The following is a 12900-nucleotide window of genomic DNA, read 5'->3' as shown; positions in this document are numbered from 1 at the left end:
TTTCTGATTTTTGCCTTCTGAGCAGTAGAGATACCCCACGTGGCAGCGTAAAGCTGTGAAGGTGAATCCTGACACAGGGTCGAGCGGAGGTTATGCGATAGGCTGTGAACTAACGAAGTGTGAGCATCAACACCGGTGCAATTCCGGGGCGGTCGCGCCACTGTGAAAGCCAGACGATGTTCTCACCGTTCCAACGGCGCTGGCGACCAGCCAAGGGTCTCGTTGGACGTCGAAAAGCTGCCAAAACCTACCGGGGCGCGCAACCCTGATGGAAAGGATCCACAACGTGATTACGCTGCTATCCACTTCCGATACCGACCTGCTGACTGCAAAGGCAGCCAATGCTGCGGAATATGTGGATTATCAATTCGCCAATCCGAACTTCCTCACAGGCGATGCTCTCCAGCAGATCATCGAGGATTCGGACATCGTGGTCCTGCGCCTTCTTGGCGGCAAGCGGGCGTGGGAAGAAGGGTTGCGCACGCTTGAGCAGTCAGGAATTCCTCTGGTGGTCGTCTCAGGCGAATTAGCAGTGGACGCCGAGCTCACCGAGCTATCCACCCCACCGTCCGGAGTGGTGACTACCGCACACACCTACTTAGCTGAGGGAGGGGCAGAAAACCTCGAGCAACTCTATAAGTTCCTCTCGGACACCATCTTGCTCACCGGATACGGCTTCGAGCCGCCTCAACACCTACCGCTGTGGGGCACCCTCGAACATCAGGTGAACCTGCCAGATTCCGGCCCCAAAGTAGGCGTGGTGTACTACCGCGCTCAGCATTTGGCGGGTAACACCGCATACATTGAGGCGCTCGTGGACGCCATCGCTGCTGCTGGCGGTAGACCAACTGCCTTTTATTCCGCGTCCCTACGCCAGGCACCCGATTCCTTGCTGGAAGAACTCGCCCAATGCGATGTGCTGATTACAACGGTGCTAGCTGCTGGAGGAACCAAGCCCGCGACCGCCGGCGCAGGTGGCGACGATGAAGCGTGGGACGTAGCCAAACTCGCCGAGCTCAACATTCCGATCATCCAGGGATTGGCTCTGACCAATTCCCGAAAGGAGTGGGAAGCTAACGACGACGGGCTCTCGCCGCTTGATGTTGCTACGCAGATCGCCGTTCCCGAATTCGACGGACGTTTGATCACCGTGCCATTCAGCTTCAAAGAATATGATTCTGATGGCCTTATCGCCTATATCCCCGACCATGAACGTTGTGAGCGCCTGGCCGGCGTTGCGGTGCGTCACGGCAAACTACGACACATTGCGCCGTCCGAGAAAAAGCTCGTGCTCATGCTCTCCGCGTATCCCACAAAGCACGCGCGCATCGGCAACGCAGTGGGCCTCGATACCCCCATGTCCACGCTGCGAGTTCTCGAAGCGCTGGCAGAGGCCGGTTATGATCTGGGCGATACTTCCAAGATCCCGGGGTACCGTAGCAACAATGGCCAGCATGACGGAGACGCGCTCATGCACGCCATCATTGAGGCAGGCGGGCATGATCCGGAATGGCTCACCGAGGAAGTTTTGGCCAACAACCCCCTAAGGCTTTCTGCAGAGGTTTATCGACGCTTCTTCGCCACCCTGCCTGACGCAATGCAAGAAGAAATGCGCGAGCATTGGGGAGAAGCCCCAGGCGAACACTACGTGCACCCAGAAACCGGCGAAATCTACATCGCAGGCCTGCAGTTCGGCAACGTGGTGGTAATGATCCAACCCCCTCGTGGCTTCGGCGACAATCCCGTGGGTATCTATCACGACCCCGACCTACCGGCGAACCACCATTACCTAGGCACCTATTTTTGGCTGCGCGAAATCTTTGGTGCCGACGCGATCGTGCACATGGGTAAGCACGGCAACATGGAGTGGCTGCCAGGTAAGGGCGCCGGTCTGTCCGCGGAATGTTATCCCGACCATGCGATTGCCGATCTGCCGCTAATCTATCCCTTCCTGGTAAACGACCCCGGCGAGGGAACGCAGGCGAAGCGTCGCGCACACGCCACCTTGATCGACCACATGATCCCGCCGATGGCGCGCGCAGAAACCTATGGCGACATCACCCGCCTGGAGCAACTGCTGGATGAGCACCAAAACATTGCGGCGATGGATCCCGCGAAGCTGCCAGCGATCCGCCAGGAAATTTGGACGCTGTTGCAGGCCGCCAAGATGGACAGGGATTTGGGCTGGGAAGAGCGCCCAGACGAAGACGCCTTCGATGACAAACTCATGGAAATCGACGGCTGGCTTTGCGAGATCAAAGACGCAGCGATCCGCGGTGGTCTCCACATTCTCAGCGAGGCAGTCCAGGGCGAAGTCCGCGTGGAGCTCGTACTGTCGATGCTTCGTGCCCGCCAGCTCTGGGGCGGCGAAAAGGCAGTACCTGGGCTTCGAGAAAGCTTGGGGCTCTCGGAGGCGGGCGATGAGTCTCGAAAGCGCGTGGACGAAGTGGAAACCGTTGCCCTTGGGTTGCTCAAGGAGCTCGAAAGCGCCAACTGGAACCCAGAAGCAGTGGGAAAGGTTCTGGCGGGCGCTGAACTCCCAGAAGGCACCGATGCTAGGGCTTTAACTTCATTGCTCCGCTTCGCTTGTGAAGAAATTGTGCCGCGGCTGAACGCCACCGAGGATGAGATCCCACAGATCCTTCGCGCGCTAAATGGCGAGTTCATCGCTGCGGGTCCTTCGGGCTCGCCGATGCGCGGCCTCATAAACGTCCTGCCCACCGGGCGTAACTTTTATTCTGTCGATCCAAAGTCCCTGCCTTCTCGCCTTGCCTGGGAGACGGGACAGTTGCTTGCGGATTCCCTGATCGAACGCTATCGAGAAGATCACGACGGCGAATACCCTGCATCCGTCGGTCTATCCGTGTGGGGAACTTCCGCCATGCGTACCTCCGGTGATGACATTGCCGAAGTCTTTGCGCTCTTGGGTGTACGCCCCGTGTGGGATGAGGCGTCGAGGCGCGTTGTCGACCTCGAAGTGATTCCCCTCCATGAGCTCGGCCGTCCCCGCATTGACACCACGGTGCGCATCTCCGGTTTCTTCCGCGACGCCTTCCCGCACGTACTCGCCATGCTCGACGACGCCGTGCAAATGGTGGCCCACCTGGATGAGCCCCTCGAGGAGAACTTTGTTCGTGCCCACATGCTTGACGACGCCACCGCCAAGCAACACAACGACACCGAAGGGGCGCACGTGCGCCGGATTTTCGGTTCTCAGCCCGGAACGTACGGAGCGGGCCTCCTGCAACTCATCGAATCCGGCCATTGGCGAGACGACAAAGACCTCGCGGAGGTTTACACGAATTGGGGCGGCTATGCGTATGGCCGTGACCTGCCAGGGGTTGAGGCGGCCGATGATATGCGCACCGCCTATCGCCGCATCAAGGTGGCGGCCAAGAATGTTGATTCCAAGGAACACGACATCGCGGATTCCGACGATTACTTCCAGTTCCACGGAGGCATGATCGCCACCGTGAGGGCGCTGACTGGTGAAGATCCCGAGGCATATATTGGCGACTCCACGCGCCAAGAGACGGTAAAAACCCGCACGCTGCATGAGGAATCACGCCGAGTGTTCCGCGCACGCGTTGTAAATCCTCGATGGATTGAGGCGATGCGCAAACACGGTTATAAAGGTGCCTTTGAAATGAGCGCAACGGTGGATTACCTCTTCGGCTACGACGCCACCACTGGGCTCATGGACGATTGGATGTACGAGCAGCTCACGCAAACCTACGTGGCAGACCCACGCAACCGCGAATTCTTTGAGCAGTCGAACCCTTGGGCATTGCGCGACATTGCCGAGCGTCTGCTTGAGGCGGCGGATCGCAATCTTTGGGAGAGCCCGTCACAGGAGGCTTTGGACACGCTGCGTCAGACATTCCTTGAGATGGAGGGTGCACTCGAGGAGCGCCAGTCCTAACGGGTTCGCCTCGGCGTTGAAGGTAGGGTAGAGGGCATGCCTTTAGTTGTTGCACTGCCGTACATGATCGTCGAGGCGCTTGCCTTTTGGGCCGTCGCCCGATGGCTCGGCGTAGGAACCGCATTACTGCTGCTCATTACCTGTTTCTTTTTGGGATTATTGCTTGCAGCGTTCGAGATGCGCGGGATTGCCCGAAAGCTCTCGCAGGGCTCTGAAAACGCGGGCAAGGCGGCCGGTGACATTGGACTCACCGCCGCAGGCGCTCTGGCAGTGGCGATGCCTGGCTTTGTCACCACAATCCTCGGCCTGCTGTTAATTCTGCGACCGACGAGGGCCCTCGTCCGCAAATCGCTTGCGAAAAAGTTACGCGCCAAAATCGAAGATCTCGGCGTGCGCTCCTTTGAAGCAACCAATGCCTACCGTCAGCAGGCATCCTATGGATCCTTCGCGGGAACAGTGATTGACGCTGAACCTCAGCAACGTGCTAATGGTGCTCAATTTGAAGAAGAATTGAAGCGCTTCAGCCGCGACGTCCGGCCAGAAGATTTTGGCACCTCTGGTGATCGTTAAGATCGGGCGAATACTGGCGGCCGCGCTCTCGGGCTTGCTTGTCTACGCCTCCTATGAACCGACGGGATGGTGGTGGGCTGCCCCCATTGGGGTCGCACTGCTTTTCGCTTCACTACACGGCTCAAGCTGGCGTTTCGGTGCTGTCTTAGGGGCGGTTCACGGCATGGCTCTGTACCTATTGCTGCTGCCGTGGATTGGCGAATTCGTCGGGAGTGGCCCATTCTTGGCGCTTTGCGCATACCTGAGCCTCTACTCCGTCGCTTTCGGCATGCTGGCCCCTAGCCAATTGGCCCTACGTTTCGGAGTATTTTCCACCACCTGTGTGTACATCTTGGTCGAGTGGATTCGCTCCACCGTACCTTTCGGTGGATTCGCCTGGGTACGAATGGGTTGGGGGCAAATAGCAGGCCCCCTGTCCAATCTCGCGCCTGTTGGGGGCCCGGCACTAGTCAGCGCAGCAACCGTGTTCCTCGGCGCCACTATGTGGTGGATACTCACGCGTGCCGCAAAGGTAGCCGCGCAGGGGATCACCGTGATCGTGGCTGTGACATGGCGATATGCGTTAGCTCTGTGTTTATTTCTATTTTCCTGCACGGTCTTGCCGGAGCTGAGCGGTGCACGCCCACCATCGGGAGAAATAACGGTGGCTGCGGTTCAAGGCAACGTGCCGCGTTTAGGTCTTGATTTCAACGCGCAGCGCATGGCGGTGTTGGAAAACCATGTCGAAGCCACCAAGTCCATTGACCAGCCAGTAGACGTTGTTGTTTGGCCTGAAAACTCAGCCGATGTGGATCCATTCGCGGACCCAGTGGCCGCAGGGTTGATCGAGGATGCCGTTAAGACCGTCAAGGCACCCGTCATTGTCGGAGCCGTCACACATGATGAGGTCGGTGACCGGAACCAGATGGTGGTGTTTGACCAGAATGCAAAGCCAGGGGAGTACCACAATAAGAAGTTCTTACAGCCTTTTGGTGAATGGATGCCGTGGAGAGATTTCTTCCGAATCTTTTCTGAGAAGGTGGATCTGGCAGGTGATTTCAAACCAGGCGACGGCGACGGAGTTCTTCACGTTCGCGCAGCACAGAGCCTTAAGTCGGTGGCCATCGGCATCGCGACGTGCTACGAGGTGGCTTTCGACGCAGCCGGGCGCGATGCAGTGAAGGCTGGGGCTGAGATTCTGGCCACCCCCACAAACAACGCCACCTTCGGCTTCAGTGATATGACCTATCAACAATTGGCGATGAGCCGGATGCGTGCGAAGGAACTCGACAGGGCAGTGGTGGTCGCTGCAACTAGCGGTGTCTCCGCAATCGTTCTGCCGGATGGAAGCGTGAAGCGACAGACGAAGATTTTCACCCAAGATGTGTTAATCGAAAATCTCCCGCTGAAGACGTCTCTAACCTTCGCGGTACGTTGGGGCCACGGTATTGAGATCGGGTTGGCTATGATGGGTGCTATCTGTCTGTGTATCCCATGGTTGACAAGGAGCAAGAACCGCCGATGAGCAAACCTAGCGACTCCACGTTGGTGATCATCCCAACCTACAACGAGCTGGAGAATCTTCCTCTGATCACCTCCCGCGTGCGCAAGTCCAACCCAGAGGTAGACATCCTCATCGTCGACGACAATAGCCCCGACGGCACCGGCGAGGCCGCCGACGCGATGGCTGCCAAGGACGATCACATGCACGTGCTTCACCGAGAAGGCAAGGGTGGCCTCTGCGGAGCATACATCGCTGGTTTCCGCTGGGGTTTGGATCGCGATTACCAGGTGTTGTGTGAAATGGACGCCGATGGCTCCCACGCCCCTGAGCAGCTCCACCTCCTGTTAGAGCAGGTTGACGACGGCGCGGATTTGGTCATCGGTTCCCGCTACATTCCCGGCGGGGAAGTGGTGAACTGGCCGAAGCAACGCTGGGTGTTGTCGAAGGGTGGCAACCTTTATATTTCCCTTGCGCTCGGTGGCGGCATTAAGGACATGACGGCGGGGTATCGAGCTTTTCGACGCAACGTGCTCGAGCATCTTGACCTCGATGATCTTTCAAACGCCGGGTATATTTTCCAAGTGGAAATTGCCTTCCGCGTGCTTCAGGCCGACTTCGACGTACGCGAAGTCCCGATCACCTTCACTGAACGTGAAATTGGAGAGTCGAAGCTCGACGGCAGCTTCGTCAAAGATTCTCTGGCGGAAGTGACCAAGTGGGGCGTAAAGCACCGCACACAGCAGATCAAACATTTTGCGGAGGTCACCGGCGGTTTGGCGAAGCACGAAATCTCGCGACTGCGTCGCCGTTGGATTATCTGATTCCAAAAAGAGAAAAAGCGCTGACTGGGTGGTCAGCGCTTTTCATTTCGCAGGGGTTCCTACTCGGCGTTCTTCTCCGCCTCAGCTTCTTCTTGCTGCTGCTTCAGCAGACGCACTGCGTCGCGGCGACGCTTGCGAATCTGCTCCACGCGCTCTTCAAGAAGCACGTCGAGTTCTTCAATAGTGCGACGTTCCCGAAGCATATCCCAGTGGGTACGAGGTGCCTTTGCAGGCTTGGCCTCGATGCCTTCGCCTTCAACGAGAGTGCCTTCTTGGCCATTTTTGCACAGCCAGGTGTTGGGAATCTCAGCGTCGTCTGCGAAGGGAACTTCGAACACGTCACCGGCATCGGTTTTGTAGCGAACCATCTGTCGCGGCGCCAGGTCGTGGTCTCGGTCCGTTTCGTAGCTCACCGCACCCATGCGGCTGCCGCGAAGTACACGATCTGCCATAGTAGTGGTCAGTCCTTTCGTTGACTCGCGTTAAGATCTCTTACTATAACGCACGCCGCCGCCAACTTTGTTCCCGGACGCGCTAAGGTTGATAGGCAATGTCAGTCCACAATGAATCTACCTGTGCGTGGTGCTCGAAAATCATGAGCGCCACAGGTCGGGGACGACGTCGGAAGTACTGCAGCCAGGCATGCCGGCAACGTGCATATGAGCAGCGTTCGGGTCGCCAAGGGCAGCGTCTTCCGGTCGATGCCGTCGTCCTTTCTCAAGCGAAGGTGGCAACCTTAAAGGATGCGCTTTTCGAGCTGCGTTGTGCAGCAGAGGATGTTGCTACGGCGGTTGAGGAACAGGCGGATGCCGAGGAATTGCAGCTATTGAGCAAGGAACTGGTGGAACTTGCCAAGCGAATTGAACAGATGAGGTAGTAGGAAAGATATGGAAAAAAGGCGCAAGTCCGTTGTCATCACCATGATTATCGCCATTGTCGTTCTGGCGCTCTTCGCTCTCGGTTTGGTGCTGTATCAACTATTTACCGCGCCCGGCATTAAGACCGAGGAGATCGACGCTAGTAAGGCTAAGCCTGCAACCACAGACATCGATGGCGTATGGGAAGTGGTGTACGGATCCGCGCCGAATCACAGCTCGGTCGGCTTTACCTTTAAAGAATCGTTGCCAGCCGAGGATAAGATCACGTCGGGCTCGACGACGCATGTCACAGGACAAGCGACGGTAAAGAATAAGGAATTGGTATCCGCGCGAATCGTTGTTGATATGACGAAAGTTTCTACAGATGTTGAGAAACGCGATATCAATGTTCGGAATAAGATTTTCAAAACCGAACAGTATCCTGAAGCCACGTTCGAAGTGGACAAGGTGACTGACTTGTCCATGGTGGGCGACGATGCTCAAGTCGCGGAGGTAAAAATCCCTGGCACCTTGACCATCAAGGGCAAGTCGCAGAAGGTTGATCCAACTTTTAAGGTCGTTCGAGACCAAGACAAGATCTTGCTGTCATCTACGATTCGGATTAATCGCAATGACTTTGGTGTCGAGAGTCCAGAGTTTGTTGCCGCACAGATCGCTGAAGAAGGCGACGTCAATGTATTACTCAGCATGGAGAAGCAATGAGCGAGCGAATGCTGCCGGCGTTATGGCTACGAATTGTCGGTTTGACAATATTCTTGGTCTTCATTGCGTTCCAGAAGATCTGGTGGCTGTGTGCCTTGGTGGTTGCTTTTATGGTACTGACTTCAATTCAACTCAGGCAGGCATACCGCAACCGAAATACGTCACAGTGACGTAAATAGTGCCTATACCCCGGGCGACGGGGAGCTCAAGCGCTCCAATGCCTATCACCTGCCCAACTGTCCGATAATGTACATTATGTCAAAACAGTGTTGGTTACCTCGGCGGGTGGAGGGTTTTCCGCTACACTGCTTTCGTGCTTCGATATCTCAAACCGATGAATCCGCGGAGTCCTCAGGAGGCTCACCGGACGGCATCCCCTCTGGAACTCTTTTTTGACCTAGTCTTCGTCATTGCCATCTCCGTGGGTGGCGGCCATTTCCATCACGCCCTGATCGAAGGTCATGTCTGGCACGGACTCATTGGATTCATCATGATGTTCCAATGCATCTGGTGGGCCTGGATGAACTTCACCTGGTTTGCCACTGCCTTCGATAACGATGACTGGCTGTTCCGCACTCTGACCTTCGTGCAGATGTTCGGTGTGCTCGTCCTTGCCGTTGGCTCAGAGGCTTTCTTCACCGGCGAGAACCTCGAACTGCCAGTGATCGGCTTCATTATCATGCGCGTGGCCCTCATCGCCCAATGGCTCCGCGCCTCTCGTTGTGGTGGTCAGGCTGGCCGTGCAGCACGGTTGTACGCGGCCGGACTCTTCGTTGTTCAATTCTTCTGGATCGGCTGGATCTTCCTGCCCCAGGCACTCATCGTGCCCGGCTTCTTCGCGTTTATCGCTTTAGAACTTTGCGTACCAGTCCTCGCTGAAAAACTTGGAAGAACTAATTGGCATCCGCACCACATTACCGAGCGTTATGGACTATTCACCATTATCCTGCTCGGAGAATCGCTGCTTGGCGCAGCAAACGCGATTGCGGACGCCGTGCAGCATCGGGAGCATGTTTTGCTGTTCGTCGCCCTCGCCGTCGCAGCACTAGTGATTGCCGCTGGTATGTGGTGGCTATATTTCTGGCCGGAACATCACCGAGAAATCAGCAGCCTGCGTAGCTCGCTGCGTTATGGGTACGGGCACGCCTTCATTTTCGCATCAGCAGCGGCTGTATCTGTTGGCATTGAGGTACAGATATCTCATTTCACCGACCACAGTGTACTCGGCACCATTGCCACAAACTTGAGTATCGGCATTCCCGTTGCGGTGTTCCTCCTCGGTGTTTGGTTGCTCTTGATCCACAAGCGTTGCCAAAGTAAGGCACTTTACGCAGTGCCAATCGTCGCTGTGGCATCGCTAGTGTTGCCCGTCTGGGGCATTGTCGCGGCCATGGTTGCTCTGGTGGTGGTCTTAGTGATCACAGAACACCGCAGCGATACTGTCATCTGACGCGTCCACCAACTTTCACCCCCAAGTTTTGCGCTTGGGGGTATTTTTGAGCGTATGAAGAAACTGCTCACCCCCGATGCCCACCAGATCGGCCAACCTTCAGGATCACGGCCGGAATCCGACGCTGCGCCCGAGTCCCTACGGCACGGCACTGAAGCCCAACTGCTCCTTGATCTGCAGGGGCTCGTCGGCAAGCAACAAGTGCTTGGGCGTGCAAGCGACCTCATCGCCTTTGCCTCTGACGGCTCCCCCTACCGCAGGATTCCTGCCGTCGTTGTTCAGCCGCGCCATGAACAAGACATCATTGAAGTCATGCGCTACGCAGCGGACCACCAGCGCACTGTCACCTTCCGCGCAGCCGGCACGTCTCTCAACGGCCAGGCGGCCACAGAGGATATCTTGATCGATATGCGCACGCACTTCCAAGGTATGGAGGTGCGAGACGGCGGCAAGCGCCTTTGGTCTCGTCCCGGCGTCATCCTCGGCGATGCGCAGGCAGTGCTTGCTCGCTCCGGATACATGCTCGGTCCCGATCCTGGATCAACCTCCGTCGCCACCATCGGCGGCGTGCTTGCCAACAACGCCGGCGGTATGCGCTGCACTGTCGAACGCGATACCTACCACAGCCTAGAAGAGCTACGGGTAGTGTTGCCGAGTGGCTCGGTGATCGATACGCGCAACGGCGACGAGATTTTCAAGTTCAAAGAACCACAGTTGCACGCTGAACTGCTCCGGCTTCGCGAGGAAATCCGAGCCGACAACGACCTGGTGGAGTTTTTGCGGAGCAAATTCAGTATCCGCAACACCAACGGTATTCGCCTCGATGCGTTCCTCGATGAAGACGAGCCGGTGCGGATCCTTGCCAAGCTCATGGTGAGCTCTGAGGGCATCTTCGGTGCCGTGACGGAATCGGTGATTCGAACTGTTGCACTGCCGAAAAAGAAGGCCACGACGTGGGTCATGCTGCGTAATTTGCGTGATGCCGCCAATTACGTGGCACCTATGATGCACGCTGGTGCTCTGGCGTGCGAAATCATGGTGGCTCCTGCACTGAAAAAGGCAGTTGGCCACTTCCCCGCTGCTGCCGAATGGTGGGCGGAACTGCCCGACGAGTCAGCGGCGCTCTTGGTGGAATTGGGTGGCAAGGACGATGACGATCTTGAGGCCTCAATCAAGGGCGCCAAGGAAGTGCTCACCGATGCAGACTTGATCAAACCACTTGAGTTTGAGCGCAGCGAGGCCGCGATGCGAGGAGCCTGGCAAATCCGCAATGGTTTGTTCGGCCTCCTTGGTGCCCAGCGTGAACAGGGCACCACGATGATCACTGAGGACGTGTGTTTCCCGCCGGATAAGATTGGCGATGCAACCGCTGATTTGGTTGAACTACTTTCGCGTTATGGCTACCCGGAGATGGTCATGGGCCACGCAGCTTTCGGCAACCTCCACTTCTTCCTCGTGCCAAAGCTTTCCGACGCCGAGGAGCGCGCACAATATGCGCGGTTCTTGGACGAAATGGCCGAAATAGTCATTGATAAGTACCACGGCTCACTTAAGGCCGAGCACGGTACAGGTGTAAATATGGCTCCCTTCCTGCTACGCGAATGGGGCGAACAGGCGTGGAATCTTATGTGGGACGTCAAACACGCTATCGATCCAGAAGGCGTGCTGGCGCCGGATGTGAAACTCACTCACAATCAAGAGATTCACCTAGAAAACTTCAAGAGCTTCCCGCAGGTTGAGGCTGAGATCAATAACTGCGTTGAGTGTGGCTTCTGCGAGCCGGTATGCCCTTCGCGGCATGCCACTGTCACCCCGCGCCAGCGAATTGTGCTCCGCCGCGAGATGGCGCGCCAAGCACCCGATTCTCCCCTGCTTTCCACCCTCCAGGAGGAGTTTCAATACGACGCTATTGACATGTGCGCAGCCGATGGTTCATGTTCTATCGCTTGCCCAATCTCCATTGACACCGGCAAAGTAATGAAGCAATTCCGCGCGGCCCAGGCTCCTCAGTCGAACCAGAAAGTGTTCCTTGAAGGTGCCAAGAAGTGGGCCGTGGTGGAGAACTTGGTACGTGGCGGTCTGGTAAGCGCAAAGGTGCTCGGCTCCCCCACCTTGCAACTCGCCACCAACGTGGGACGCAGCATTGTCAATCCAGACGTCTTGCCCAGCATTCCTGGTGATTTGCCATTGCCTGCCCCTCGGCTTCCCCACACGCAACGCGAGGGCGCCACTGCGGTGTATTTCCCCGCTTGCATTAACCGCATGTTTGGCAACTCTCCGGACGCTCAGCATGATCACTTGAGCACGCCTCACGCCGTAGTCGAAGTCGCTCGACGCTCCGGCGCCCCCGTGTGGATCCCGGAAGACGTCGCGGGAGATTGCTGTGGCACCCCGTGGTCCTCTAAGGGGTACACCGAAGGCTTCCGGTATCAAGCTCGCAAGATTAGCAATGACCTCTGGCGTTGGAGCGACGAGGGTTCATTGCCCATCATCGTCGACGCAGCATCCTGTACTCACGGAGTGTTGGACAACGTTCCCGAAGTGCTAGAAGGTGAGGATCTGGAACGCTTCCAGCAACTCGAAATCCTTGACGTGGTGGATTGGATCGCTCGTGAAGTGGTGGACCACCTTCCCATCGTCCAAGAGCTGGGACGCATTGCTGTCCACCCAACTTGCTCCGTGCGGCATATGGAGGGTGAAGATGCCCTGCTGAAGGTGGCCAACGCTTGCGGCGATGCGGTTGTACCTGATGGTGCTGGTTGCTGCGGTAGCGCAGGTGACCGCGTGATGTTGCATCCCGAGCTCACGGAATCCGCCACGCGAGAGGAACGGGCGGGGCTTGCGCAGGAGCACTTCGATGCTTTCGTTTCCTCTAATCGAACCTGTGAAATGGGGTTGGAGATGATTACGGGAGAGGTGTACGAGCATGTGGCAGTGTTGCTAGAGAAGGCTTCCAGACCAGCCATCAGCCCATAGCGCTTGCTTCTATATTCGCCGTCCGAAACCTTTCGGACGGCGTTTTTCAAAGATCCCGCCAAATGGGATTGAAAGTTCACATAATGGAATGTTAGTCT

Annotated in this window: 9 protein-coding genes; 8 read left to right on the top strand and 1 reads right to left on the bottom strand. The window is 57.0% G+C overall.

Annotated elements, in window-relative coordinates:
• Positions 1–286 precede the first annotated feature (286 nt).
• The 4 genes from cobN to CGERO_RS05400 are packed head-to-tail and all read left to right on the top strand — an operon-like array spanning position 287 to position 6796.
• Entirely contained in the window at positions 287–3922 is a 3636-nt protein-coding gene (gene cobN / locus CGERO_RS05415; RefSeq protein WP_123933979.1) for a cobaltochelatase subunit CobN, read from the top strand.
• Positions 3923–3958: 36 nt separating this feature from the next.
• The gene (locus tag CGERO_RS05410; RefSeq protein ID WP_123933977.1) at positions 3959–4492 is read left to right on the top strand and encodes an FxsA family protein; all 534 of its coding nucleotides are present in this window, start codon (positions 3959–3961) and stop codon (positions 4490–4492) included.
• The gene (lnt, locus tag CGERO_RS05405) at positions 4482–5996 is read left to right on the top strand and encodes an apolipoprotein N-acyltransferase (protein ID WP_245998782.1); all 1515 of its coding nucleotides are present in this window, start codon (positions 4482–4484) and stop codon (positions 5994–5996) included. Before CGERO_RS05410 ends, lnt begins: the two co-directional genes overlap by 11 nt.
• Positions 5993–6796 carry a polyprenol monophosphomannose synthase gene (locus CGERO_RS05400; protein WP_123933973.1) on the top strand — a complete coding sequence of 268 codons (804 nt, stop codon included), beginning with the start codon at positions 5993–5995 and terminating at the stop codon, positions 6794–6796. The genes lnt and CGERO_RS05400 overlap by 4 nt, the downstream gene beginning before the upstream one ends.
• A gap of 59 nt (positions 6797–6855) precedes the next feature.
• Here the strand turns inward: CGERO_RS05400 and CGERO_RS05395 are convergent, their stop codons facing one another.
• Positions 6856–7248: an RNA polymerase-binding protein RbpA gene (locus CGERO_RS05395; RefSeq protein WP_123933971.1), complete on the bottom strand. Its 393-nt coding sequence runs from the start codon at positions 7246–7248 to the stop codon at positions 6856–6858.
• A 98-nt stretch (positions 7249–7346) separates the two neighbouring features.
• Here CGERO_RS05395 and CGERO_RS05390 point away from each other — a divergent pair, with 98 nt between their 5' ends.
• From CGERO_RS05390 to CGERO_RS05375, 4 genes are all read left to right on the top strand, one after another.
• Positions 7347–7673: a hypothetical protein gene (locus tag CGERO_RS05390; RefSeq protein WP_123933969.1), complete on the top strand. Its 327-nt coding sequence runs from the start codon at positions 7347–7349 to the stop codon at positions 7671–7673.
• 10 nt (positions 7674–7683) lie between these two features.
• On the top strand, positions 7684–8376 hold the full coding sequence (locus CGERO_RS05385; protein ID WP_123933967.1) for a YceI family protein: 693 nt from the start codon (positions 7684–7686) through the stop codon (positions 8374–8376).
• A 313-nt stretch (positions 8377–8689) separates the two neighbouring features.
• Positions 8690–9826 carry a low temperature requirement protein A gene (locus CGERO_RS05380; protein ID WP_245998781.1) on the top strand — a complete coding sequence of 379 codons (1137 nt, stop codon included), beginning with the start codon at positions 8690–8692 and terminating at the stop codon, positions 9824–9826.
• Positions 9827–9880: 54 nt separating this feature from the next.
• Complete coding sequence (locus CGERO_RS05375; protein WP_123933965.1) at positions 9881–12802, top strand: FAD-binding and (Fe-S)-binding domain-containing protein; 2922 nt, start codon at positions 9881–9883, stop codon at positions 12800–12802.
• The last annotated feature ends 98 nt before the right edge of the window (positions 12803–12900 follow it).

Origin of the sequence: Corynebacterium gerontici (assembly GCF_003813985.1) — a bacterium.
In the GTDB taxonomy this organism is placed as follows: domain Bacteria; phylum Actinomycetota; class Actinomycetes; order Mycobacteriales; family Mycobacteriaceae; genus Corynebacterium; species Corynebacterium gerontici.
This window is presented reverse-complemented; position numbering and strand designations above follow the sequence as displayed.